The organism is Mycobacterium sp., from assembly GCF_035633495.1.
Classification (GTDB): Bacteria; Actinomycetota; Actinomycetes; order Mycobacteriales; family Mycobacteriaceae; genus Mycobacterium.
This window is the reverse complement of the sequence record NZ_DASQEU010000015.1, coordinates 46,155-70,666: the sequence shown is the minus strand read 5'-3', so window position 1 is coordinate 70,666 and position 24,512 is coordinate 46,155. Positions and strand designations below refer to the sequence as shown.

General features: G+C 66.8%; 20 protein-coding genes and 4 pseudogenes. 13 read left to right on the top strand and 11 right to left on the bottom strand.

What is annotated here, in order from left to right; all coding sequences use genetic code 11:
• The first annotated feature begins 173 nt into the window (after positions 1–173).
• Together VET27_RS02705 and VET27_RS02700 are read left to right on the top strand one after the other, a co-directional pair.
• The gene (locus tag VET27_RS02705) at positions 174–3,506 is read left to right on the top strand and encodes an ATP-binding protein (RefSeq protein ID WP_526514872.1); all 3,333 of its coding nucleotides are present in this window, start codon (positions 174–176) and stop codon (positions 3,504–3,506) included.
• A gap of 118 nt (positions 3,507–3,624) precedes the next feature.
• Positions 3,625–3,840 (top strand): hypothetical protein, encoded by a 216-nt coding sequence (locus tag VET27_RS02700; RefSeq protein WP_526514870.1) that lies wholly within the window; start codon positions 3,625–3,627, stop codon positions 3,838–3,840.
• A gap of 12 nt (positions 3,841–3,852) precedes the next feature.
• On the opposite strand, the gene VET27_RS02695 is transcribed toward VET27_RS02700, so the two are convergent.
• From VET27_RS02695 to VET27_RS02670, 6 genes are all read right to left on the bottom strand, one after another.
• Positions 3,853–4,629, bottom strand: a complete 777-nt coding sequence (locus VET27_RS02695; protein ID WP_526514868.1) for a TIM barrel protein — start codon at positions 4,627–4,629, stop codon at positions 3,853–3,855.
• 344 nt (positions 4,630–4,973) lie between these two features.
• On the bottom strand, positions 4,974–5,345 hold the full coding sequence (locus tag VET27_RS02690; protein ID WP_526514866.1) for an MmpS family transport accessory protein: 372 nt from the start codon (positions 5,343–5,345) through the stop codon (positions 4,974–4,976).
• 444 nt (positions 5,346–5,789) lie between these two features.
• Positions 5,790–6,779 carry a Gfo/Idh/MocA family protein gene (locus VET27_RS02685; protein WP_526514864.1) on the bottom strand — a complete coding sequence of 330 codons (990 nt, stop codon included), beginning with the start codon at positions 6,777–6,779 and terminating at the stop codon, positions 5,790–5,792.
• Positions 6,776–7,645, bottom strand: a complete 870-nt coding sequence (locus VET27_RS02680; RefSeq protein WP_526514862.1) for a sugar phosphate isomerase/epimerase family protein — start codon at positions 7,643–7,645, stop codon at positions 6,776–6,778. The genes VET27_RS02685 and VET27_RS02680 overlap by 4 nt, the downstream gene beginning before the upstream one ends.
• On the bottom strand, positions 7,642–8,649 hold the full coding sequence (locus VET27_RS02675) for a Gfo/Idh/MocA family protein (protein ID WP_526514860.1): 1,008 nt from the start codon (positions 8,647–8,649) through the stop codon (positions 7,642–7,644). Before VET27_RS02675 ends, VET27_RS02680 begins: the two co-directional genes overlap by 4 nt.
• Positions 8,646–9,809 carry a phytanoyl-CoA dioxygenase family protein gene (locus VET27_RS02670; RefSeq protein WP_526514858.1) on the bottom strand — a complete coding sequence of 388 codons (1,164 nt, stop codon included), beginning with the start codon at positions 9,807–9,809 and terminating at the stop codon, positions 8,646–8,648. The genes VET27_RS02675 and VET27_RS02670 overlap by 4 nt, the downstream gene beginning before the upstream one ends.
• Positions 9,810–9,955: 146 nt before the next feature.
• Here VET27_RS02670 and VET27_RS02665 point away from each other — a divergent pair, with 146 nt between their 5' ends.
• From VET27_RS02665 to VET27_RS02635, 7 genes and pseudogenes are all read left to right on the top strand, one after another.
• Positions 9,956–10,960: a LacI family DNA-binding transcriptional regulator gene (locus VET27_RS02665; RefSeq protein WP_526514856.1), complete on the top strand. Its 1,005-nt coding sequence runs from the start codon at positions 9,956–9,958 to the stop codon at positions 10,958–10,960.
• 114 nt (positions 10,961–11,074) lie between these two features.
• Positions 11,075–11,899, top strand: a complete 825-nt coding sequence (locus VET27_RS02660) for a PfkB family carbohydrate kinase (RefSeq protein WP_526514912.1) — start codon at positions 11,075–11,077, stop codon at positions 11,897–11,899.
• 355 nt (positions 11,900–12,254) lie between these two features.
• A complete protein-coding gene (locus tag VET27_RS02655; RefSeq protein WP_526514854.1) occupies positions 12,255–14,195 on the top strand; it encodes a 2-oxoacid:acceptor oxidoreductase subunit alpha in 1,941 nt (646 codons plus the stop codon).
• Positions 14,192–15,274: a thiamine pyrophosphate-dependent enzyme gene (locus VET27_RS02650; RefSeq protein ID WP_526514852.1), complete on the top strand. Its 1,083-nt coding sequence runs from the start codon at positions 14,192–14,194 to the stop codon at positions 15,272–15,274. The genes VET27_RS02655 and VET27_RS02650 overlap by 4 nt, the downstream gene beginning before the upstream one ends.
• Positions 15,246–15,854, top strand: coding sequence for a molybdenum cofactor guanylyltransferase (gene mobA, locus VET27_RS02645; protein ID WP_526514850.1), 609 nt, complete (start codon positions 15,246–15,248; stop codon positions 15,852–15,854). Before VET27_RS02650 ends, mobA begins: the two co-directional genes overlap by 29 nt.
• A gap of 1,132 nt (positions 15,855–16,986) precedes the next feature.
• A pseudogene (locus VET27_RS02640) lies at positions 16,987–17,211 on the top strand (transglycosylase family protein); the annotation flags it as partial.
• Positions 17,212–17,440: 229 nt separating this feature from the next.
• Positions 17,441–17,950: a transglycosylase family protein gene (locus VET27_RS02635; RefSeq protein WP_526514848.1), complete on the top strand. Its 510-nt coding sequence runs from the start codon at positions 17,441–17,443 to the stop codon at positions 17,948–17,950.
• Here VET27_RS02635 and VET27_RS02630 read toward each other — a convergent pair.
• The 5 genes and pseudogenes from VET27_RS02630 to VET27_RS02610 all read right to left on the bottom strand — a co-directional run bounded on the left by VET27_RS02630 (position 17,916) and on the right by VET27_RS02610 (position 19,880).
• Complete coding sequence (locus VET27_RS02630) at positions 17,916–18,194, bottom strand: VOC family protein (protein WP_526514846.1); 279 nt, start codon at positions 18,192–18,194, stop codon at positions 17,916–17,918. The genes VET27_RS02635 and VET27_RS02630 overlap by 35 nt on opposite strands.
• A 133-nt stretch (positions 18,195–18,327) precedes the next feature.
• Positions 18,328–18,540: pseudogene (locus tag VET27_RS02625) on the bottom strand (VOC family protein); the annotation flags it as partial.
• Positions 18,537–19,271: pseudogene (locus tag VET27_RS02620) on the bottom strand (FAD-dependent monooxygenase); the annotation flags it as partial. The pseudogenes VET27_RS02620 and VET27_RS02625, both read right to left, overlap by 4 nt.
• Position 19,272: 1 nt before the next feature.
• Positions 19,273–19,620, bottom strand: a pseudogene (locus tag VET27_RS02615) (PaaI family thioesterase); the annotation flags it as partial.
• Positions 19,617–19,880 (bottom strand): winged helix-turn-helix transcriptional regulator, encoded by a 264-nt coding sequence (locus tag VET27_RS02610; RefSeq protein ID WP_526514844.1) that lies wholly within the window; start codon positions 19,878–19,880, stop codon positions 19,617–19,619. The pseudogene VET27_RS02615 and the gene VET27_RS02610, both read right to left, overlap by 4 nt.
• Before the next feature lie 199 nt (positions 19,881–20,079).
• Here VET27_RS02610 and VET27_RS02605 point away from each other — a divergent pair, with 199 nt between their 5' ends.
• Genes VET27_RS02605 through VET27_RS02590 form a run of 4 tightly spaced genes read left to right on the top strand, consistent with a single transcriptional unit; the run spans position 20,080 to position 24,504 of the window.
• Complete coding sequence (locus VET27_RS02605) at positions 20,080–20,610, top strand: dimethylamine monooxygenase subunit DmmA family protein (protein ID WP_526514842.1); 531 nt, start codon at positions 20,080–20,082, stop codon at positions 20,608–20,610.
• Positions 20,607–21,542, top strand: a complete 936-nt coding sequence (locus tag VET27_RS02600; protein WP_526514840.1) for a PDR/VanB family oxidoreductase — start codon at positions 20,607–20,609, stop codon at positions 21,540–21,542. Before VET27_RS02605 ends, VET27_RS02600 begins: the two co-directional genes overlap by 4 nt.
• Positions 21,539–22,525: a heme-dependent oxidative N-demethylase subunit alpha family protein gene (locus VET27_RS02595; protein WP_526514838.1), complete on the top strand. Its 987-nt coding sequence runs from the start codon at positions 21,539–21,541 to the stop codon at positions 22,523–22,525. Before VET27_RS02600 ends, VET27_RS02595 begins: the two co-directional genes overlap by 4 nt.
• Entirely contained in the window at positions 22,522–24,504 is a 1,983-nt protein-coding gene (locus VET27_RS02590) for a prolyl oligopeptidase family serine peptidase (RefSeq protein WP_526514836.1), read from the top strand. Before VET27_RS02595 ends, VET27_RS02590 begins: the two co-directional genes overlap by 4 nt.
• The last annotated feature ends 8 nt before the right edge of the window (positions 24,505–24,512 follow it).

Sequence of the window (24,512 nt, the reverse complement as noted above, 5' to 3'; positions counted from 1 at the left end):
TCCTGCGACGCGGGTCGCCTAACACAGATCCGCGCTCGTCCGCCTCGGCCGCACCACCCAGGGAGTTCACGGATAAGGTGAAGCACGTCACCAAGATCGGCATCGTGATGCACCATTGACGTGGCGCTTGGGCCGCCCCTCTGGCGGTTCGGGGACCCGTTCAGGGGGCCGTCATGGACTTCTACGCGACGCTCGACGAGGTGATCGAGCTTCTGCGAAGCCGTGGGCGAGTGTCATACCGCGCCTTGAGGGAACACTTCGACCTCGACGACGAACGCCTGGGCGCGCTCCGCGCCGAGTTGAGGTACGCCCACACCGACAGCGTGCGCGAGGATGGTCAAGGCTTGGTGTGGGCGCCAAGCGATCCGAACCCGGCGGGTGCCGAGCGGCGACAGCTCACGGTATTATTCTGCGACCTGGTTGGCTCGACCCCGCTCTCGGCGCAGCTCGACCCCGAGGAATTCCGCGAAGTGATGCGCGCGTACTACGACACGTGCGGCAAGGTGATCGCCCGCTTCGACGGCTTCATCGCCCAATACCTCGGCGACGGCCTGATCGTCTTCTTCGGACACCCCCTGGCACACGAAGACGATGCGCCACGGGCCGTGCGAGCCGGACTCGGGATCGTGGAGGCCGTCGGACAGCTCAACGTCATCCTCAGTGAGACGTATGGCGCCTCGCTGGCAGTGCGCCTGGGCTGCCATACCGGTCTGGTGGTGGTCGGCGAGGTCGTCGGCGAAGCACGCCACGAGATCACGGCGCTCGGAGAAACGCCAAACATCGCGGCTCGCCTACAGACTGCGGCGGCACCGAACACCTTGGTCATTGGCGCGCTGACTTATCAGCTTCTCGGCGGTCAGTTCAACTGTCGTTCGTTGGGCATGCCGGCACTCAAAGGTGTATCAGCGCCTTTGAGTGTTTACCAGGTGCTCAATGAAAGAACCGCTCGCACGAGACTGGAAGCCATGGGCAGCGTTGGCCTCACCCCGCTGGTCGGTCGCGCCACTGAACTGCGCTTGCTCGAAGGGTATTGGTCTCAAGCCGCAAGTGGTAGTGGGCAAGTCGTTCTCGTCACGGGTGAAGCAGGAATCGGCAAGAGCAGGTTGGTTCACGCATTGACCGAACACGTTGCCGAACAACATGGCTGGCTTACTCCGTGCCAGGGTTCGCCGTATCACCAGGACACGGCATTCCATCCGCTCATCGACCTGCTGGAACGAGTGGCCCTGCGCTTCGAACGCTCGGACTCCGCAAGTGACAAGCTGCGCAAGCTGGAAGGCTTTCTGGTGCAGATCGGTTTGCCCCTCGACGAGGCGATGCCCGTGCTCTGCTGTCTTCTATCCATTTCGCCGGCACCGGACTACGAATCGCCGGCCCTGCCTCCCGAACAGCAGAAGCAGAACACCATGCGGGCGCTTCTCGAGGTGCTGGTCCGCAGAGCGGCTACGCAGCCCCTGCTCTTCGTCGTCGAAGACCTTCATTGGGTCGATCCGACGACACTGGAGTTCCTCACTCGTGTAATAGAGCAGGCTCACGGCACACGCATACTGGCACTCTTCACGTGCCGACCGGACTTCTGCTCACCCTGGGCGGGAGATCCCAAAGTCACCGAGGTTGGTCTCACCCGGCTAGCGCCTGGTGATGCCGCCGAGCTGACTGGCCGCGTAGCCCAAGGCAAGTCGCTCCCCGACGAGATCGTGGAGCAGGTGGTGTCCAGGACCGATGGGGTGCCGCTCTTCGTTGAAGAACTCACCAAGATGCTGCTCGAGTCGGGGTTGCTCGACGAGCGCGACGATCGGTACGAGTTGAACGGTCCGCTACCGCCCCTGGCAATACCGAACACCCTTCACGACTCGTTGATGGCGCGGTTGGATCGCCTGTCAACGGTCAAGGGACTAGCCCAACTCGGTGCCGTGATCGGTCGCGAGTTCTCTTACGCGTTGTTGCGGGCAGTCTCTCCGTGGGACGAGGATTTACTACAAGAGGCGCTGGCCCAGCTGGTGGCCGCCGAATTCCTCTATCAGCAGGGTTCGCCGCCGCAGGCGACCTACCGCTTCAAGCATGCGCTCATCCAAGACGCGGCATATCAGTCGCTGTTGAAGAGCGCTCGCCGTCAGCACCACCAACGGATCGCCACCGCAATGGAATCCGGCTTCCCCGAGATCGTCGCAACCCAACCCGAGCTGCTCGCTCGTCACTACACGGAAGCCGGTTCGATCGTGCAGTCGATTCCCTACTGGGAAGCAGCCGGCCGCCGCGCGCTGCAGCGATATGCGAACCAGGAGGCAGTCAACCACGCGACCCGAGGTTTGGAACTGCTGGCCACGCTGCCCGAGAATCCGCAGCGCTCCAAACAGGAGCTCTCCCTGCAGCTTTTGCTGGGTCCTTCCGTGAGCTTCGTTCGCGGCCCCAATTCCGGCGAGCCGATCTACACCCGCGCGCGCGAGCTGGCGCGGCAGGTTGGCAGTACCCCCGAGCTGTTCCCGGCGCTAGCCGGACTGGCTTATGCCCACATCGTGGGCGGCCACATGCCCGAGGCGCGGGCCTTGGCCGAGGAGTTCCTGGAACTGGCTCAGCCGCATGACGATCCGCTCCTGCAGGCAGTCGGCCACTGGCTGCTCGCCTACGCGGCATGGTGGCAAGGCGATTTCGTCGATGTGCGCACGCACAGCCGGCAGGGCCTTGCGGTCTACGAAGCCGACCAACACCGCGCATTCGTTGCGGCCTATAGCCAGGATCCCGGCATCGTATGCGGATACCTCGCAGCGCTCTCCGACTGGGTGCTGGGTTACCCGACGCAGGCGGCCACGGCCATGGAGCAGACGGTGGCGCATGCACGTGGACTCGGGCACCCGGGGAGCATCGGCATGGCGCTGTTGATGTCCGCGCAACTGAGTCAGCTGCGTCGGGAGCCCGAGCCTGCCCGGATTCAGGCGGAAGAGGCGCTCGCGGTGGCAGCAGAACATGGGCTTCACGCCATTGGACTCTGGTGCCTGCTGCCTCGCGGTTGGGCCATCGCTCAGCTTGGGGACGCGCCCCGGGGTATCTCCGACATCCGCGACGCTATGGAACGCCGTCGGGCGTTGGGCGTCGGCGCAGTTTGGCCGTGGTTCTTGGCGATCTTCGCCGACGCGTGTGGCTCGATCGGTGAATTCGAACAGGCGTTGAGCGCATTGGCCGAGGCACAGGAATGGGCGCAACGCAATGACGAACGTCTGTATGCGGCAGAGGTGTGTCGGCTCGAAGGCGAGCTATTGTGTCGTCTAGAAATCCCTGATCTGGTCCAAGCGGAGGGCTGTTTCGAACGCGCGCTCGCCATCGCGCGGGACCAGCATGCTAAATCGTGGGAGCTACGCGGTGCGACGAGTATGGCTCGGTTGTGGTTGGAGAACGGTCGATCCGATGACGCACGTGCTCTGCTATCGCCCGTCTATGACTGGTTCACCGAAGGATTCGACACTGCTGACCTGATCGATGCCAAGGCGCTGCTTGAGCAGATGTCGTGATCGCTCGGCGACTGATTGCGTCGGCTGTTCCCTGATTGGGGGACACGGCTTTTCTCTGGCGAGGAGGCCGGAGCACTCCGACCGGGGATCGAAAAGCCACTCACGCCAGGAGAACTCGATGAACACCTTCGCCCGCCGGATCGCCGCCGCTGTCGCCCTTGCCGTCGCTCCCGCCGTGCTCGCCACTGGTTTCGCCACGACCAGCCAGGCCAGCTCGGTGGTCCCGAACCCGGGTCCGCAGACCTTCGCCGTTCAGCAGCACCATGACGGTGTCAACGGCACCCAGATCAAGCCGGGCACCGCCGAGCCCCACCGCCACCAGCAGAACCGCTAGCCAGGACAGCGGCTAAATAGTGAATGCCGCGCGGAACGCCTCGAGCGCGTCCACGTCGTCGCCCGCGGCGTAGCCCTCCAAGCCGACGTTGCCGCGATAACCCATGTCCCCCAATGCCTTCGCGACGGCCGGGTAGTAGATCTCGCCCGTGCCCGGTTGGCATCTGCCCGGCACGTCGGTCACCTGGATCTCGCCGATGGCATTGCCGCAGCGGCGAACGAGCTCGATGAGGTTTCCCTCACCGATCTGCGCGTGATAGAGGTCGAGCATCATCTTGACGTTGGGGTGTCCGACTCCCTCGACCAGCGCGAGGGTGTCCTTGGCGCGAGCCAGCGGCACTCCTGGATGGTCGACGATGGTGTTGAGGTTCTCGACGCAGAACGTCACGCCCGCCGACGCGCCCAGTTCGGCCAGCTTCTCGAGTGTCCGCAGGGCCGTGGTCCACATCGCCCCGGTCGCGCGCAGGCAAGGACGAGCCGGCAGGCCATCGAGGAACTCGGCCGTGTGTAGGTTGAGGCGCGTCACGCCGAGCCTCTCGGCGGCCTGGACGCTCAACTCGGCTGTCCGAACCACCTCGTCGGCGGTCTGAGGATCGATTAGGTCGCCACGCAGGTAGCCGGTCATCGAGGTGAACTTCGCACCGGTCGCGGCAAGGGCGCCAAGGTCCTTGTCGTCCCATCTCCAGATCTCCGCGGCGAAGCCAAGATCGCGGATTCGCCGCACCCGCTCGACGATCGGAAGCTCGGTGAACACCATCTCCGCGCTGACCGCCAGTTCGAACTCGCTCATATGCGTCAGTCTCGTGCTGATGCGCTCTGGTTTCAACGTCGGCGGCAGCCGTACGAGTTGGGTGATCGTTCATCGGCACGACGCCGTCCGGTGACGCGCGCCACCACGCGTGATGTCCAGTTGGCGGGCACAATCGACACGTGGACGTTGATCACGAACGCTTGGCGCGCTCGTCGGCCTGGCGTGACCCGCTGAGCCTGTCCTTCCGAGCGCACCGCCAGGTGCTGCTACTGCGCCTGCGCTGGCACGAACGCTCCGCAACCCGACCGCGGACCAGGCGCAGCGGACGGCGGCCCTGACGCTGGACTCGGTTCCGGTGCCTCGGGCCGCCGCTGCTCGTGTCGTCAGTTGAAGCTGTAGATGCAGTGCGCGTCGCCGCCGATGCGTTGTTCGACCACTACCTTGCCGTCGACGGTGATCCGGCAACCCGGGCCTGGATCGTTCCTGCCGGTTGCGACCACCTGAAGTAAGTCCTCGTCGGCCGCGACCGTCATGGTGCGCTTCCACGGGATTTTCGTGTGGTCGGGGACGATCGGCCCGCCCGGATCGGTCACGATGCCGTACACCTCACCGGATCCGGTGACTTCGAACACCACCGTGTGCGAACTCGCCGAGGTCTGCGGGGCCTGCTGTGTGGCACCGGGCTGGTTGGCCTGCTTGTTGTATTCGGCGGCAGCATTGGCCGCCAGCGTCTCTGAACGCTCTCCTGGCGTCACGCAGATGGTGTCGCCGCTGAACGCCTCCCGCCAGACGAAGCCCTGCGCACAGGTGTCCGGCCCCGAGGCGCCGCCCCCCGGGTTGGCGGTTGAGCGTGGGGTTCGCGTTCTCCTGCGCGGTGCGGTCTCGGGCGGCCGGGGTCACGCACACGGTGTCGCCGGTCCGGGCCTCCCGCCAGACGAGCCCCTGAATGCGGGTGTCCGGCCCATAGGGCAGCGGATCACCGATGGCAGGCGCTGGGGCGGCGACGGCAACGATGGCGAGCGCGGCCGTCAATGGAGGAAGAAGCTGGGATGCCCTAAGTGCTGTCACGGCTGGCATGACTCTCATGTTGTGTTCCTTGAGCTGAAGGGCTGGGTGACACCGCAACTCCGGATTGCCGCAGAGGTTGCGGGCGTGAGTAGTCCACTACCCGAAAATCGAGTGGCCCCTTCGCGAGAGTCCTACCGCGGCTGCATCCCTGCCGCCCGGTAGGCGTCGTCGACGAAGGTCATGTTCGACACAGCGTCCGCGGTGCCGAACGGAAGCGGAGCGCCGTGCTGCACGTGGGCGGCGAACGCCGCCAGCTGATACGTGTAGGACGCCCTGGTGCCGAGCCGTTCGATGGTGGTACCCGCCGGGGTGTTGATGGTGAGTCGATCGTCGTCGCCCGGCTTGATGAAGTCGTGCACCAGGAGATCGCCTGCCGTCCCGACGATTCGGATGGTGAACGAGTGGGCGCGTCCCACCATGGAGTGGGCAGCCAGACCGGTGGCGCCGCCGGGGAATCCGATCTCGACGTCGCACCAGGCGTCCACTCCCGGCGCGCGCTGCTCGGCGTGCGCACGCACGATCGACGGCCTCCCCTCGATCCCGGGGACCGCCAGACGGCCCAGCGAGCGCATCACGTGCAGGCCGTAGCAGCCCAGGTCCATCAGGGCGCCGCCGGCCATCTCCAGAGACCAGCGCGGGTCGTCGTCGCCAGGTGTCGGCATGGACATCCGGACCTCGACGTGCGTGATCTCACCTAGGGCGCCTGCGGCGGCGAGCGAGAAGGCGCGCCGAGTGACGGGATGGAAGGAGTAGTGGAAGCCCTCCAGTACCTGCACGCCCGCCGCGTCGGCCGCCGAAGCGACGCGTCGTGCCTCGGATTCGTTGCTGGCGAAGGGCTTTTCGCTCAGTATGGGCTTGCCTGCCGCGATCGCCACGAGGTTCCACGGCGCGTGCAGTGAGTTGGCCAACGGGTTGTAGACGACGTCGACCTCGGGGTCGTCGATCACCGCCTGGTAGCCGTCGAGCACTCGCTCGACACCATGCTTTTCGGCGAACACCTCGGCCCGCGATCGGTCGCGCGCCGCCACGGCCACCAACCGGTGGCCGAGTTCGGCGGCGGGGCCGACGATCGCCGACTGGGCGATCCGCGATGCACCGAGAACCCCGATGCGCAGGCTCACGACGTGACGGTGTGGAGGTAGGCCACACTCGCCAGTACGTCACGGACCGGACCTTCGCCAGCGGGCTCGCCGTCCAGAATCGTGTCCTGCTCCAGTACGAACCAACCGTCGAAACCGTTGTCCCGCAATACCGAGACGATTCCGGCGATGTCCACGTCGCCGGTGCCCAACGGGGTGTACATGCCAGCCTTCACGGCGTCGGTGTAGGTCAGCTCACCGGACTGAACCTTCGTCGCCAACGCGGCGTCCACGTCCTTGAGGTGAGTGTGGGCGATGCGGTTCGGCACGGCCTTGGCCAATTCCAGCGGATCGGTGCCGCCGATCAGCAGGTGCCCGGTGTCCAGGCACAACGGGATGGACGAGCCCGCGAGCACCCGGTCGACGTCGGAGCGGGTCTCGACGATGGTGCCGACGTGTGGATGCAGCACGGCCAGCAGACCCCGGTTGGCGACGATGGCCGCCAGCCGGTCCAGGTTGTCCAGCAGCGTCGCCCACTGGGCGTCGTCGAGGACCGGACGCGAGTCGTAGCCGTCGGATCCGGTGGCTGCGGCGAGCACCACGACACCGGCCCCTGCGGCGACCAGCGACTCGAGTGGACCGGCGAGGTCATCGGCGGGGTCGTGGTCGTCCTTGAACAGCACGACTGGGACGAAGCCGCCGACGCACGTCAAATCCTTTTCGCGCAGAACCGATTTCAGCTCGTCGGTGTCGGTCGGCAGGAAGCCCTCGGGACCGAACTCGGTGGCGGTGAGCCCGGCGCCGCGCATCTCGGTCAGCACCCGGTCGGGCTGCAGCTGGTAACCCCAGCCGGGCACCTCGCAAACACCCCACGAGATGGGTGCTCCGGCGATCTTGATGGCGCTCATGCGTTGCGAACCTCATTCAGGCGCACCGGCGCACCCCGTCGCAGGGATACGGTGGCGGCCTCGGCTAGCCACGCGACCTCGACCGCGTCGGCGACCGTCGCACCGGGAATCGCCTCGCCCCGAGTCACGCGCACGAACGCGGCCAGCTCGGTGCGGAACGCCTCGGTGAAGCGGTCCATGAAGAAGTGGTGCGGGGGTCCGGTAGGAAAGTCGTTCCGCGGATCCATGTTTCGCACCGGCACGCCCTGATCCCAGCCCGCGGCGACGCTGTCGTCAAAGCCGTGGACCTCGAGACGGCAGTCATAGCCGCGGGCGTTGTACCGAGCGGCCGAGACGAGACCCATGGCGCCACCGTCGAACTTGACGATCACCGCGGCGGTGTCGACGTCGGCGTACTCGGCGAACAGCGGGTCGCCCTGGACGGTGCCGGTCGCGTACACCTCGACGGCGCGCTGCCCGGTGATCCAGTTCAACACGTCGAAGTCGTGCACGGCACAGTCGCGGAAGATGCCGCCCGATCCCTTGATGTAGTCCATCGGTGGGGGAGCGGGGTCCATCGTGGTGCTGCGCACCGTGTGCAGGGTGCCGAGCGACCCGTCGTCGACGGCGCGCTTGGCCGCGGCGAACGCCGCGTCGAACCGGCGCTGGTAGCCGACCTGGACCGGCACGCCGGACTTGAGGATCACCTCGGCGACCCGGGCGCTCTCCGCTGCCGTCGAGGCAATCGGCTTCTCGCAGAACGTCGGGATGCCGCGCTCGACGGCAGCCAGGGTCAGCTCCGCGTGGGCGGGCGTCGCCGCGGCGACGACCACCCCGTCGACGCCGGAGGACAGGAGCTCCTCCACGGTCGCAACGTACTTGGCACCGTGCTTGGCGGCGACGGCCTCGGCGACGTCGGTGCGCTCGTCGGTGATCACCAAACCGTCGAGACCGTCTAGGGCGCTGAGGGTTTCGGTGTGGAAGGCGCCGATGCGCCCGAGTCCGATTACGCCGAGGGTGGTCATGGGATTCTCCTTGTCGTGTGCTGCACGAGTGCGATGTCCAGTGCGTCGGGGGTGAGTCCGTCGGCCAGGGCGGCGAGGACGGTGTCGACCTGGCTCGGCGGCGCCAGGCTGCCGATCGGTTGGTCGTGGTCGAGGTTCGTGGGGAACGCGTAGCCCTCGGCGGTCGCGTTCACCACGTTGCGGATGTCGCGATCCGAGCGGCGGGCGGCCTTCATCGCCAGGAGGGCCGGGTAGATGGCCCGCACCATCGCGGTGCGGTCCAGTGCCTCCATCGCACGCCCGAACGGTGAGGAAATCTGCAAGAGGTTGGCCATTCGGCGAAGGTCCGTCGACGTGTTCGCGCCCGCTCCGTGGAAGAGCGCGGGGTTGAAGAAGACCGCGTCGCCCGCGCGGAGCGCAACCTGCACCTGGTGGGCGGCGAAGTAGTCGATGAACTCGCGGCGATGGAACGCGACGTATCCGCCCGCGAACTTCTGCGAGTGCGGCAGCAGCATCGTCGGCCCGCTCTCCAATGGCATGTCGTCATGCGCGATGGCGCCCTGCAGGGTAAGGACCGCCGACATGCGGTGCAGGTGCGCCGGATATGCCTCCAGTTGGTCGGTGTCGACGAAGCCAAGGTGATAGTCGCGGTGCGGAACTTGCGGGGCACCATCGGGATTGACGACGTTGACCTGTGAGGTGACCTGATAGCGGGGGCCCAGCCAGGCCTGCGACACCATCGCGAGGGTGTCATTGGCGTAGTAGTCGGCGAACACCTCGGGGGCATGCAGTGCCAGTTTCTGCGTGGCATTCCAGACGCGGTCATTCGCGCCCGCCTTGCCGAAGTGGTCACCCGCCGCCGCGCCGTTCGCGCGTTGAGCCTCGATGATCGCGGTGAACGCGGCACTGGCACGATCCACCGCGTCGTGATCGAACGCGCCCTCGAACACCACGACACCGGGTCCGTCGGAGAGCGCCCGGATCCACTCGGTCTGCAGTTCGTGTCGATCGGCGCTCGCCACAGCCTCGGAGCAGTAGACCAGCACGCCGTGGCGGACGTCGGTCGAGAGCGGGTAGTCGCCCGCGTCGGTGTCGGTGGACACGAGCGCGCGGAAGTCTTCGAGATCGCAGTCTGACGCCCCGATCCACGCGCGGTGCGCAGTGGTTGTCGGTGAAGCCATGCCCGTTAGTCTTGTGGTGACTTGCGCCGCAATCAACACCAAAAAACAGTCAAAAAGACCTCACGATTTGGCGCGAGCAGACGCAAAGGTCCCCACCTTGCGGCGCGTCGGGGCACATTTGCGTCTGCTCGCGAAGGGGAAGCGTCGTGCCGCATCGCTACAAGGTCCGTGAGATCGCCCAGCAGTCGGGGCTGAGCGAGGCGACCGTCGATCGCGTCCTCAACGGCCGGCCCGGCGTTCGGGAGAACACCCGTGCCGAGGTCGCCCAGGCGATCGCGGACCTCGACAAGCAGCGCGCTCAGCTGCGCCTCAACGGCCGCCGCTTCCTGATCGACGTCGTGATGCAGACCCCGCAACGGTTCTCCGATGCCTTCCGCGCGGCCGTCGAGGCCGAACTGTCCGCCTTCGCCCCTGCAATGTTGAGGGCCCGCTTCCACCTCTGGGAATCCGGTTCCACCGGGCAGATGGCCGACGCGCTGTCCCGGATCCGCGGCAGCCACGGCGTCGTGCTCAAGGCGCAGGATGCCCCCGAGGTGGCCGAAGCGGTCGACCGGCTCGTCGGCGCGGGCGTTCCCGTCGTGACCTACACGACAGACGTGCCGACCAGCGCGCGGTGCGCCTACGTCGGCATCGACAATCACGGCGCGGGTGTCACGGCCGCGTATCTGATGGACCAATGGCTGGGCTCGGCCTCGTCGACCGTTGTGATCACGCTGAGCGGCACGGTGTTCCGTGGTGAGGGGGAACGCGAGGTCGGATTCCGGTCCGCTCTGCGAGGCTCCGGCCGCGACGTCGTCGAGGTGAGCGACAGCGACGGCATCGACGCCACCACCGAGCGGCTGGTGCTCGACGCCCTCGAACGGCACCCGACGGTGGAGGCGGTCTACTCACCCGGCGGCGGCAACACCGCGACGGTCGCCGCGTTCGAGAAGATCGGCCGCGTCTGCCGGGTCTTCATCGCGCACGACCTCGACGCCGACAACCGCCAGCTGCTGCGCGAAGGACGGATTTCGGTGGTGCTGCACAACGACCTGCGCGCCGACGCCCGCCTGGCGATGCGCCAGATTCTGCAGTGCCACGGCGCCCTGCCCGCCGAGCCGGTGCGACCGACGCCGATCCAGGTGATCACCCCCTACAATCTGCCGAGCTGAGCTCCAGGTCGTCGATTCGCAGCGTTCCCAGATACCATTTCGCCTCACGGCGACTCCGGCGCGCCGACGGACAGCAGGAGACTTCGAACGGTGCGGCCACAGCTGGTAAACGGTGTGACCGTCCTCGGCAACCTCGCGATCGACGTCATCGACGGGGCGCCGCCGAGCCCGGGTGGCTGTGCGTCCTTCGCCGGTGTGGCGCTGGAGTACGCGGGCGGAGTCGGCCAGATCGTGGCGATGGGCGCGCCTCGGGACCACCAGCTGTTCACCGGCGTCCTCGACCGGTTCGGGTCCCTCGTCCGCATCATCGACTCGGATCGGACCGCGGGATTCCGGCTGGACTACGTGGACGTCGACCACCGCGCGATGTCCGTCGTAGCGCTCGGACCCGTCTGGGGTGCACCGGAGATCGAGGCCGCCAACCCCGAGACCACCTGGGTGCACCTGGCCCCGCTGCTGCGCGCGGACTTCCCCGAGAGCACGTTGGCGCTGCTGGCGGACCGCGGACACCGTGTCGCCTACGACGGCCAGGGACTCGTCCGTGCGGACCGGGTGGGTCCACTCACCGTGGACCGGGACTACCCGCACAGCCTGCTTCGCGACATCAGCGTCCTCAAGCTGGCCGAGGACGAGGCGGTGATCGTGGCCGACGGCGAGTTCGACGAGACGACGGCCGAACGGCTGGGCGTGCCGGAGATCCTGGTAACCCTGGGCTCCGAGGGCTGCGACATCTACACCGAGGGCGCCGTCGTGAGAGTGCCCGCCGCCTGGCGGGTCACGGGCGTGCAGGCGACGGGCGCGGGCGACATGTTCACGGCGTGCTACGTCGCCAACCGGGCGGCAGGCGCCGAGCCCGTCGCGGCGGCCGAGCGCGCCAGCCAACTCGTCGCGCGCGAGCTCGAGAAGCGACTGAAGATCTCGTCACCCGACAGGGTGTAGCCGCAGGTCGTGGCTTGGATAATCGACACGTGTCAAGTTCGTTCGAAAGGCGCTAGTACCTAGGCTACTGGCGGGTAGCTTCATTCTTAGGATTCAAACCTCACCGAACGTGATGAAAACCACAAGATCGGTGCGCGTCCGTTGGCTTCAACCGTTGATCAGCACGTTTTGCTGCACTTAACGTGCTGGACACGCGGCGGTCCGGTAAGGGTCAGCCTAAGACCAGTGCAATAATCGGTACTGCCAGTGACAGATAAGAACAGGTTGACGTCAACCCAGCGGCGCGGGCGCGAAAGCGACCTTCATTGCGACACGGAATCACCTCAACCTCACGACGCGTGAAAGGCAGGGGGTCGTGACTTTGAGCGGCAGCGAAGCCGGTCCGAACTCCACCCCGCAGAAGCTCGAGAAGGTGGTCATCCGCTTCGCGGGTGACTCCGGTGACGGCATGCAGCTGACGGGGGACCGGTTCACCACCGAAGCCGCACTGTTCGGCAATGACCTTGCGACGCAACCGAATTACCCCGCCGAGATCCGCGCGCCACAGGGCACGCTGCCCGGTGTGTCGTCGTTCCAGATCCAGATCGCCGACTTCGACATCCTCACCGCCGGTGACCGTCCCGACGTCCTCGTCGCGATGAACCCGGCGGCGCTCAAGGCCAACGTGGGCGACCTGCCGCGCGGCGGGCTCGTCATCGCCAACTCCGACGAGTTCACCAAGCGCAACATGGCGAAGGTCGGCTACGACGCCAATCCGCTGGAGACCGACGAGCTCTCCGACTACGTCGTGCAGGCCGTTCCGATGACGACGCTGACGCTGGGAGCCGTCGAAGAGATCGGCGCATCGAAGAAGGACGGTTCGCGGGCCAAGAACATGTTCGCGCTCGGACTACTGTCGTGGATGTACAGCCGCGAGCTCGAACACAGCGAGCGCTTCATTCGAGAGAAGTTCGCCCGCAAGCCCGAGATCGCCGAAGCGAACGTACTCGCGCTGAGGGCGGGCTGGAACTACGGCGAGACCACCGAGGCGTTCGGCACCACCTACGAGGTGTCACCCGCCAAGCTGAAGTCCGGTGAGTACCGCCAGGTGTCCGGCAACACCGCGTTGGCGTACGGCATCGTCGTCGCGGGCCAGCTGGCCAACACGCGGGTGATGCTCGGCAGCTACCCGATCACCCCCGCGTCGGACATCCTGCACGAGCTGTCCAAACACAAGAACTTCAACGTCCTGACCTTCCAGGCGGAGGACGAGATCGCGGGCATCGGCGCGGCACTCGGCGCGTCCTACGGTGGCGCGCTCGGCGTCACCAGCACCTCGGGTCCCGGTGTGGCACTCAAGGCAGAGGCCATCGGCCTCGGCGTGATGGCCGAACTCCCGCTGCTCGTCGTCGACGTTCAGCGAGGCGGCCCCTCGACCGGCCTGCCTACCAAGACAGAGCAGGCGGACCTGATGCAGGCGCTGTACGGCCGCAACGGTGAATCGCCCGTCGCGGTGCTCGCGCCCCAGTCGCCGTCGGACTGCTTCGAGATCGCCGTCGAGGCCGCACGGATCGCACTGACGTACCGCACACCCGTAATCCTGTTGTCGGACGGCGCGATCGCCAACGGCTCCGAGCCGTGGCGCATCCCGGACGTGACGACGTTCGAGCCGATCGACCACACGTTCGCCAAGCCCGACGAGCCCTTCCAGCCCTACGCCCGCGACCCCGAGACCCTGGCCCGCCAGTTCGCGGTCCCCGGTACCCCCGGCCTGGAGCACCGCATCGGCGGACTCGAGTCGGCCAACGGATCGGGCAACATCTCCTACGAGCCGAAGAACCACGATCTGATGGTGCGGCTGCGCCAAGCCAAGATCGACGGTATCGCCGTTCCCGACCTGGCCGTCGACGATCCGAGCGGCGACGCGGAGCTACTGATCGTGGGCTGGGGCAGCTCCTACGGGCCCATCGGTGAAGCGTGCCGACGCGCACGGCGCAAGGGCGTCAAGGTCGCGCACGCGCAGCTCCGCCACCTCAATCCGCTGCCCGCCAACGTCGGCGACGTTCTGCGCAGCTACCCGAATGTAGTCGTGCCCGAGATGAATCTGGGCCAGTTCGCCCTGCTGCTGCGCGGCAAGTTCCTCGTCGACATCCAGTCGGTGACGAAGGTCGAAGGCATGGCGTTCCTCGCCGAGGAGGTGGAGGGCATCATCGATTCGGCCCTCGACGGGACGCTGCGCGAAAAGGAAAGTGACAAGGCCAAGTTCGCCCGGTTGGCGGCCGCCACCGTGGACATTGGCGTAGGAGCGGATGCATGACTGACTTGATCGGCTCGGACTTGGGACTGACGCCCGTCGGTCTCACCAAGGTCAGCGGCGTGCCGACGACCGACGAGCCGCAGAAGGCCAAGGACTTCGCCAGTGACCAGGAGGTTCGCTGGTGCCCGGGTTGCGGTGACTACGTCATCCTCAACACCATCCGCAGCTTCCTGCCCGAGCTCGGGCTCAAGCGCGAGAACATGGTGTTCGTCAGCGGCATTGGCTGCTCCAGCCGGTTCCCGTACTACCTCGAGACCTACGGTCTGCACTCCATCCACGGACGTGCCCCGACCTTCGCGACCGGTTTGGCGCTGGCCCGCGACGATCTGTCGGTCTGGGTCGTCACCGGTGACGGCGACGCGTTGTCCATCGGCGGCAACCACCTGATCCATGCGCTGCGTCGGAACGTGAACATCACGATTCTGCTCTTCAACAACCGCATCTACGGTCTGACCAAGGGCCAGTACTCACCGACCTCCGAGGTCGGCAAGGTCACCAAGACCTCGCCCATGGGGTCGTTGGACTACCCGTTCAACCCCGTGTCGCTGGCACTGGGTGCGGAGGCGACCTTCGTCGGTCGCGCGCTGGACTCGGACAAGAAGGGCCTGACCGAGGTGCTGCGGGCCGCGGCCTCGCATCGTGGCGCTGCGCTCGTCGAGATCATGCAGGACTGCCCGATCTTCAACGACGGCTCCTTCGACGCGCTCCGCAAGGAAGGCTCGGAGGAACGGCTGATCAACGTGTCGCACGGTCAACCGATCACGTTCGGCGCCGATGGCGAGTACTGCGTGGTGAAGTCGGGTTTCGGCCTCGAGGTCGCCAAGACCGCGGACGTGTCGGTCGACGAGATCGTGGTGCACGACGCGACGACCAACGATTCCGCCTATGCGTTCGCGCTGTCGCGACTGAGTGAGCAGAACCTCGAGCACACGGTCATGGGCATCTTCCGTCAGGTGTTCCGGCCGACGTACGACGAGATGGCGCACGATCAGGTGACCTCTGCGATGGAATCCAAGCGCCACGACGCCGACGCTCTGCAATCCTTGCTTCGTGGCAAGGACACCTGGAACGTCGAATAGCAGCGAGGTCCTCGAGACCTCATCCGATCCGCTGGCGGCGATCGTGCTGGCGGGCGGAGCCTCGCGGCGCATGGGCCGCGACAAGGCGACCCTGCAATTCTCCGGGCGCACGTTCGTCGAGCAGGCCGTGACGACGCTGAAGACCCGCTGTTCGCCCGTGTTCGTGGTGGCGGCGCCTGGTCAACCGCTGCCGGCGCTCGATGCCGACGTGCTGCGCGACGAAATCCGCGGCGTCGGTCCACTGCTCGCGACGGCCAGGGGGCTGCGCGCCGCAGCCGACGCCGGCGTGGAACGGGCCTTCGTGTGCGCCGTCGACATGCCCTACCTGACCGTTGAATTGATCGAGGAGCTGGTCGGGCCGTCGGTGCGTCTGGGGGCTGATGTGGTGCTGCCGTGGGACGGTCGCGATCACTACCTGGCCGGCGTCTACCGCACCGACCTCGCGTCGCGAGCCGAGGAGCTGGTGGCTTCTGGTGCGCGCAGCATGCGTGCCCTGGTGGATGCCGTCGACACACAGCGTGTCGTGATGCCCGAACAACGCTCGCTGACGAATGTGAATGCGGCTGCCGACCTCAGCTGAGTGGTCAGCAAATTGTCAATTCTGACGGGAAGAATCGCGAATTTCCCGGTTGGTGCATGAATTCCGAATTAAGCTGACTTAATTGGAACGTTGTTCGAGTATCAATTCGTGACCTGAAATTCACCCTGCAGCGGGACTGATCGCCAATGTCAACGGTAATGCGTTGCGGTTGAGACGATCTGGCCGACATTCAGTATGGGGATGTGCTCGAATTGGCGGCGGAGCATTCCGTTCGTCGAGCACTTGGGCCGCGAATGGGACGGGTCAGGGTTCAGGTCAACGACTTAGGCTCATGCGTGGTGGCTGGTCGCTCCCCATCGCCATCGTCGATTGAGCGATGCAGAGGCTGAAAGATGCTCGCAAAAAGGTCATTTGGACTCCACGGTAGAGGACTCCGGTCGCCGATGATCACATACCGGTGATCGTGAGATTGACATAAAGCATTGCAGCGCTTGATATTTCGGTTCTCCGAACGCCGCGCCGAGTTGGATTCGCCTCAGCGAACAATGCGGGTATGGTCCACCCGCGCATGACCAATGATGCTGGTGGAGAGTCGGATTCAGTGAAGGATGTGACATATGATGTTGAGCGGTCGTGTGCCAGATCACAATAAGGGCGTGATTTGGCTCACCGTCGGGTGGTCAGGCTGCGGTTCCCCTGCGTGCGGTGATCGCCACTTGACCTGCACGTACGCTGGCCGGTGCCGCCGTGATCTGTCCGTTATCAAACGGCGACACACGCTTCACCTCGTGTGACTTTCCTGAGAAACGTTTGTACCTTCCAGATGTCTCCATAACCGGAGCAAATCATTTCAAAACCACGAACCTGCGTGTGAGTGGGGCGGCTGTTGGCCCGGGACTGATCCCGCGCCCTCGCTGCCGCCGGGCGTGATGCCCGGCGTGGCATGTCTGGCCGCCCACTGTCGTGCCCGACCGAGACGGCACGGCCCAACCCCTCCGCCTGTCTGACAGGCAACCCACGCCCGCCTTTCGCGGGCGTCGTTGGCGCGCGCTTGGCGAAAGGATCGAAGTTGAAGAACATTCGCAAGACGTTTGGTCTGGCCACCATCGCCGGGGCGCTTGCCGTGGCCCCGATGGCGCTGGGCACCGGTACCGCGAATGCGGACGGTGGCGTGAACTGGGATGCCGTTGCAGCCTGCGAGTCGGGCGGCAACTGGAACACGGCCACGGGCAACGGTTACTACGGTGGCCTGCAGTTCGCGATGGGTACGTGGCACGCCAACGGGGGCAGCGGCTCGCCCCACCAGGCGAGCAAGGACGAGCAGATCCGCGTTGCCAACAATGTGCTGAAGAGCCAGGGCATCGGTGCATGGCCGGTCTGCGGCCGGCGGGGATAGTCTCCGCACGACGATTGCGCGAGAGCGGCGCTGGGCGACACGCCCGGCGCCGCTTTCTCTTTTGCCCCTCCTACCTCAACATTCTCTGAAATCCATCACGCCCCGATAAAGAACTTTCGTCTCTTGTGTAACACGTGAGATCTGTCACACGAATTACTGGTTGACCGCGTCAATTAGGCAACGCGTTGCCGCGGTCCTCGTGTCGAACGGTCGGGGAAGGACCGCACTCATGAAGATCAACGTTATCGGCAAGGCAATCACCAACAGCCTGAAGCTGGTCGTGCTCACCGGCGCATTCGCCATCGCCGCGATGGCCATGTCGACCGCGATGTCCGCAGCTACCGCCCACGCGGACTCGATGAACTGGGATGCCGTCGCGCAGTGCGAGGCGGGCGGCAACTGGGCTGCCAACACCGGAAACGGCCACTACGGCGGGCTTCAGTTCAAGCCGGCGACCTGGAGCTCCAACGGCGGCGTCGGATCACCTGCGACGGCCTCGCGTCAAGAGCAGATCCGCGTGGCCGAGAACGTTCTGGTCAGCCAGGGCCCCGGCGCGTGGCCGAAGTGTGGCTCCCGCGGTGGCACTCCCGCGATCTGGAATGCCTCGACTTCGACGACCGCTCCTGCCGCGACGGGCTGCCAGGCCATGCCCGTCAACGGCCTGCTCGGGTTCGTGAACTTCCGCCAGATGTGCACGGCTCTGCTCAAACCGCTGGGCGCCCTGACCGCTCAGCGCTGAAGTCGTTGCCGTCGGGGTCGGTGAACCCGCCTTCACCCGACGGCACGGCGCCGGCGTCGACCAAGCGGTCGCTGCCGGCCACGACGCTCCACCGCCATCTGTTGAGCGCCACGCGCTCGTCATCCACCTCGACGAACTTCCAGATCACGTCGGACCACCCGGCGCAGCCGTGCAGATAACGCGGCACTCCGTCCGGCCCGGGACGGACCTCTGCGCCGACGAGCGACGCCCACCATGCGCCCACGTCCGCAGGTCTGTCGCTGTCCGTGCACACCGCGAACACCCGCCCGCGGCTCGGTGTCGCGGTCCGGATCGATGAACACGCAGAACTCGTTGCCCTCGACGTCCGCGAGCGTGGCCCTGGTCGGCGGGTAGTCGTCCAACACACGGGCGCCGAGGTCCAACAAGGGCGCCACGTCGCAAACGTAGAGGTCGAGGTGGACCCTGTTCTTGACCACCTTCGGCTCCCGCTCGGGCTCGATCGTCAGGTGACGCCCGAACTCCGCGTCGCCGAGAACGGTCCTCCAGAAAGTCGTGACCGCCGCGGGGTCGGCTGCACCGACGGCCAGGGGGCCCAGGCGGGTAGTCATCGTGAGCCGGGCAAGACGAAGGCCGAGCGCCCAGCGATCGACGCCAGGTGTCGCGTCAAGATTGCCTCGGGCCGCAGGGACGACGCGCGCATGGCCGCGGCGCCTAGAAGGGCGGGCCGCGCGTTGACGATCCGGCCCACCAGTCTGGACTCTCTGGCCAGCGATTGCGCCCGCGGCCGCCGCAGCTCCGTGAACTGCGCGAATGCTCCTGGCAGGTCGTCGACGGCGTCGACGCAATGGGCGAGCGTGGCGGCGTCCTCCAACCCCTGACAGCCGCCCTGGCCGAGGTGCGGCCGCATCGGGTGGGCGGCATCGCCGACCAAGACGACGGGCCCACGCGACCACTGCCGAGCCTCCTCGCGATCGTAGAGATCGTTGCGCAGCACGTCGGCCGGATCGGTGGCAGCCAGGAGGGCGGGAATGGGGTCGGCCCACGTGCCGTACTTCGAGCGGAGGTAGGGCAGCTCGCCGTCGGGGGAGTCGCTATCCGCGGGTCGACGTTCGGTGCCGAACCAGTAGGTGTGGTCCGGTCCGAGCGGTACATGACCGAATTCGGTTCCGGTGCCAACGGTTTCGCCCGCGAGGTCGAGGTCCAGTGCGTACTCGGCGACACGACGCCACGCGGTGTATCCGGTGTAACGGCGACGCAGCGTGCCGTTCAAGTGGCGTGCCACCATGGAGCCGACCCCCTCGGCGCCGATCACCGCGTCCGCCTCGCGCGTGGTGCCGTCCGGACGCCACGACGGCACCGGCCGCGTCCGTGACGACGCCTTCGGTGAAGCCGACACGCGAACCGCTCTTGATGACGGTGCCGGTCGCGGTGAGCAGTCCGCCGTGAATCGCGCCGATCGGGTTGTACGCCGACTCGTCGGGTTGGCAGGTGAAGACGACGCGGCCGGGTTCGGCGGACGCCATCGTGAACGCCATCAGCCCGGAGATCGGTGGGGGCGGGAGCTTGCCATCGACCATGGCGCGCAGATAGTCGATGCCCGCCATGGACAGGCCAGTGGTCGTCGTCGGTGCCGGGTCGTGCCAGCTGACGACCTTGGAGCGCATCTCGCCCCACCCCGCGTCGGTCATCGAGTCTCCCGGTCGTCGGACGCGATGGCGTGCGCGTTGCCCCAGTCGAGCAGGGCGTTCAGGGTCGGGATCAGGGCGCGACCGGAGTCGGTCAGCCGGTACTCGTCCCGCCGGGGGTGGTCCTGATACGGAGTCCGCGTGACGACGCCCGCGGCCTCCAGGGTCTTGAGGCGGGCGGAGATCCGGTCGCGAGGTGCACCGGTGCCTGCCACGATCTCGCCGAACCGGTGGGCGCCGAAGGCAATCTCGCGGACGACCAACAGCGCCTACTTCTCACCGACGACCTCCAATGCGGCGGCGATCGGGCACGGCCGACCCGGGTGGTTGACGAGGGCGATGGCGGGCACGTCACCAGACTTCAAGCCGTGCGTTTGAAAATCAAACTGACTCCGCTGACGTCCGGGACGTCGGATTCACCTCCGCGAGACGGATCTGTGGTTTCCTCGGGAGAGATTCCTCATGACACCTGCCATCGAGTTGACGAGCGTGCCCACCTGGGCTGTTGCGCCCACTCGTCCCGACACCGACCTGTCCGGCCGGTACTGGACGGTGGTCGCGTTCGTCGACGGAGACTCCCAAACGGCAGCGGTGGCCGAGATCGTCAACGGCTGGATCGCCCAGATCGAGGCCCGTCAACCCGGCGCCGCCCCCCGCGTTCATCGCGTCTGCGACGACGTCGCGGCGCGAGACGCGCTCACCGCGGACATGGCCACCGCACTCGTCGGTTGGCGGCTGATGATCGCGGGACCAGCGGACGCCTGCCTGCGACTGAGGGCACACGCTGTCAGGAACCACGTGGGCGACGACGAGATCACCGTGGCCAGCACCGACGTGGCGCATCGCGACGTGCACTGTGCGCACTGCCGCTCGGTCACCCGCGCAGCGGTGGAGCTCGAGGGTATCGTCGCATGCGTCGGGTGCGGCCGTCACCTCGTTGTCCACCAACATGTTTCGCGTCGAATCGGTGCGCATCTGGGGGTCATGACGTGAGTGTCCTGGAATTGGTGGTGACCGGTGTCGACGATCGAATACCCGGCATTCGTGCTCTGCGGCTGTCCCGTGGCGACGGCGGGCCGCTGCCGTCGTTCACGCCGGGCAGTCACCTCGTCGTCGAGTGCGGCCCCGCCGTCAACGCGTACTCCCTGACCAACGACGGCGTCTCACCGACGACCTATGCCATCTCGGTCCTGGAGTGCCCCAACGGGTCTGGCGGATCGCAGTGGATCCACCGTGAACTGCGCGCGGGTGACACCGTCGTCGCCCGCACGCCCCGCAGCGCCTTTGCGCCCGTATTGCGGGCGGCCAAGCATCTCCTGGTGGCGGCGGGTATCGGAATCACGCCGATGGTGTCCCACCTATGTAGCGCCCGCCGCTGGGGTCGTGAGGTCGAACTGCTCTACATCCACCGCGAGGGACGCGGGGCACATGTCGACGACGTCAACGCCCTCACCCACAACGCCACGGTCTTCACCGACCGCGGCCCGTTCACCGCAGCGCTGACCGCCGCATTGGCCAGTCAGCCACTCGGCACCCACGTCTACCTCTGTGGCCCCAGCTCGTTCATGGATGAAGTCATCAAGCTGGCAACCGATTTGGGGTGGCCCCGGAGCAGGGTGCACGTGGAACACTTCGGGATCGCCGCGATCGACCCTGGTGAGCCGTTCGAGGTGTACCTGAGAACGACCGGCGACAGCTTCACCGTCGAAGCCGGGGTCTCGCTGCTCGCGGCGTTGCAGGCTCGCGGCCACGACGTCCCCAACCTGTGCAGGCAAGGCGTGTGCGGCGAATGCCGGATCACCGTAACCGGAGGCGAGATACTGCATCGAGACCTTTATCTGAGCGAGCCCGAGCGGGCGACCGGGGACTCCCTGATGTGCTGCGTGTCCAGGGCGGCCGGAGACCGATTGGAGTTGGCGCTATGACGACCTCGGCGCCGGACCTGTTCGCCACCTTCCCCTTTCCGTTCCCGGCCGACAGCTATCGGTACAGCACGAACCTGGCGCCGGCAGGCACCGCGGTCGTGACCCCGGCCGGTCAGTGGGGCGAACGGGTCGTCGACGTCGACAGTGAATACGAAGGCGAGCTCGCCGAGCGGGCCGCGATCCTCGCTGCCGACCCCACCCGCCATGCCGTCCTGCCGCACATGCGGCCCGCGTGCTGGGACACGATGCTCACCCTCATGCGCGAGCTGGCCACCGCGTATCCGGAAACCATGTCGCTCATCGGCGATGGCGCCACCTGGCACTGGCGCAACTCCCGTCTCGGAGTGTTTCAGGACTTCGTGTTCGGCGACGAGTCGACGCTGCCCGTCGAGCCACTGGCCTACATCGCCGGGCAGGTGCAGGAGGACATCGTCCTCCTCGATCAACGCGACGGTGAGTTGTTCGGCGACGCAGGCGTCGTGACGTTCGCCGCGGGATGGTCGTTCGGATTCGACGTCGGTATGGAGTTCCTCGAAATCCACGGCCCAGTCCCGCGTCTCCGCGAGAGTGGAGTCATCACCCGAGCCCGCGACTTCATCCTGCGACTGCAACCCAACGAGGCCTTCCGGCGGACCAACTGGTCGATGGCGATCGGTCGCCGCCTCGACCTCTCGATGGAGCGCTATCCCGAGTGGGCCCCCGAACGGCGGTTGGCGACCACCGTCGACGATGAGACGTTCGGCCGCCTCATTCACCTGCGGGTGGAGGCGCAACACCTGATCAGGCTGCCGGAGTCCGGTGCCGTCTGCTTCCTGATCCGCACCTACATGCTGCCGCTCTGCGACCTCGTCACCGTCGAGCCGTGGCGGCTGCGCATGGCGGCGGTGCTCGCCGAACTACCCGCTGACCTCGCCGACTACAAGGGCATCACCGCGTACCGCGGCCGCGTCGTCCACTGGCTGCAATCCCATGGACCGCCATGATGGACAGCCCCTTTGCCGATCTCGACGAGTTCTTGGCGCTGCCCCGGGTGTCTGGTCTGGCTGTGTCGGCCGACGGATCCCGCGCGGTCACGACGGTCAGCGAGCTCAACGAGAAGCGCACCGAGTACGTCACCGCGGTGTGGGAGCTCGACGTCACGGGCGAGCGGGCTGCTCGACGCCTCACCCGCGGCGCGAAGGGGGAGTCGTCGCCGGTGTTCGCCGCGGGCGGAGACCTGCTCTTCGTCGCCACGCGCGACGTCCCCGGCTCCGATGGAGGCGACGAACCGACGGCATCGTTGTGGCGGCTACCGGCTCGAGGTGGAGAGGCCGTCGCCGTCCTCGAACTCCCGGGCGGGGTGAACGCGGTCCACACCGCGCGCGACGCCGACGTCACGCTGGTCACCGCGTCACTGATGCCGTCGGCCCGAAGCGTCGAGGACGACAAGCGGCTGCGCGCGCTGCGCAAGGACAACAAGATCACCGCATTGCTGCACACGGGGTATCCGGTTCGCCACTGGGATCACGACATCGGCCCCGCCCAGCCGCATCTCGTCGACGTGACCGGTGTCCGCGACCTGACGCCCGACCCCGGACGGGGCCTTCGCGAAGCGGGCATCGACGTCAGCGCGGACGGTCGGTTCGTCGTGACGTCGTGGGCGGTGGCCGGTCCCGGTGCCTCGCTCCGCGACGTGCTGGTGCGGGTCGACGTCGCCACCGGTGAGCGCACGACGATCGCAGACGACCCGCCGGCCGATCTCGGCGCCCCGGCTATTTCGCCCGACGGCTCGGCGGTGGCCTTCGTCCGCGAGGCGCACTCGACGCCGGACCAGGCACCGCGGATCACGCTGTGCCACATGACGTTCGGGGATCCGTTCAGAGAGGTCGCCACGGACTGGGACCGGTGGCCTACTTCCGTGGCGTGGGCCGCGGACGGCTCGCGGCTGATCGTCACGGCCGACGAAGCGGGTCGCGGGCCCGTCTTCCTCGTCGATCCCGCCGACTCCTCGGTGACCCGACTGACCCACGACGACTTCAGCTACACGAACGTGTGCCCCGCACCGGGCGGCGTGGTCTTTGCACTGCGCAGCTCGTACGCGTCGCAGCCACACCCCGTGCGCATCGATCCCGACGGTGCCGTCACGCCGCTGCCCTGTGTGGACATGCCGCCTCTGCCGGGCGAACTGACCGAGGTAACTGCCGTCGCGGACGACGGGAGTCACGTGCGCTCGTGGCTGGTGCTTCCCGACGGGGACGAGCCGGCACCGCTGGTGCTGTGGATCCACGGCGGCCCACTCGGGAGTTGGAACACCTGGCACTGGCGCTGGAATCCCTGGCTGCTGGCGGCGCGCGGTTACGCGGTGCTGATGCCCGATCCGGCGTTGTCGACGGGCTATGGCCAGGAGTTCATCCAACGCGGCTGGGGCGCTTGGGGCTTCGCGCCGTACACCGATCTGATGGCGGCCACCGACGAGGCGCTCGAGCATCCGAGGGTCGACGCGACGCGCACCGCGGCGATGGGTGGGTCGTTCGGCGGATACATGGCCAACTGGATCGCCGGCCACACCGACCGATTCGACGCGATCGTCACCCACGCCAGCCTGTGGGCGTTGGACCAATTCGGGCCGACCACCGACGGCGGCTACTGGTGGGCCCGAGAGATGACGACGCAGATGGCCGAACGGAACTCGCCACACCGTAGCGTGGCCGAGATCTCCACCCCGACGCTCGTCATCCACGGCGACAAGGACTACCGGGTGCCGATCGGCGAGGGCCTGCGGCTCTGGTTCGAGCTGCTGACGGAGTCGGCGCTGCCCGCCGCGGACGACGGCACCAGCCCGCACCAGTTCCTGTACTTCCCGACCGAGGGGCACTGGGTGCTCGCACCGCAGCACGCCAAGATCTGGTATGAGGTCGTCCTCGCCTTCCTGGGGCGCCATCTTCTCGGCGAAGACGTCGAGCTTCCGGAAACGCTCGGGTGAGGCACCGG

Coding starts and splice junctions, on each gene's coding strand:
- VET27_RS02705 (WP_526514872.1), top strand. CDS start 174: ATGGACTTCTACGCGACGCTCGACGAGGTGATCGAGCTTCTGCGAAGC.
- VET27_RS02650 (WP_526514852.1), top strand. CDS start 14,192: ATGACTGACTTGATCGGCTCGGACTTGGGACTGACGCCCGTCGGTCTC.
- VET27_RS02695 (WP_526514868.1), bottom strand. CDS start 4,629: ATGAGCGAGTTCGAACTGGCGGTCAGCGCGGAGATGGTGTTCACCGAG.
- VET27_RS02595 (WP_526514838.1), top strand. CDS start 21,539: ATGACGACCTCGGCGCCGGACCTGTTCGCCACCTTCCCCTTTCCGTTC.
- VET27_RS02670 (WP_526514858.1), bottom strand. CDS start 9,809: ATGGCTTCACCGACAACCACTGCGCACCGCGCGTGGATCGGGGCGTCA.
- VET27_RS02605 (WP_526514842.1), top strand. CDS start 20,080: ATGACACCTGCCATCGAGTTGACGAGCGTGCCCACCTGGGCTGTTGCG.
- VET27_RS02635 (WP_526514848.1), top strand. CDS start 17,441: ATGAAGATCAACGTTATCGGCAAGGCAATCACCAACAGCCTGAAGCTG.
- VET27_RS02590 (WP_526514836.1), top strand. CDS start 22,522: ATGATGGACAGCCCCTTTGCCGATCTCGACGAGTTCTTGGCGCTGCCC.
- VET27_RS02675 (WP_526514860.1), bottom strand. CDS start 8,649: ATGACCACCCTCGGCGTAATCGGACTCGGGCGCATCGGCGCCTTCCAC.
- VET27_RS02680 (WP_526514862.1), bottom strand. CDS start 7,645: ATGAGCGCCATCAAGATCGCCGGAGCACCCATCTCGTGGGGTGTTTGC.
- VET27_RS02700 (WP_526514870.1), top strand. CDS start 3,625: ATGAACACCTTCGCCCGCCGGATCGCCGCCGCTGTCGCCCTTGCCGTC.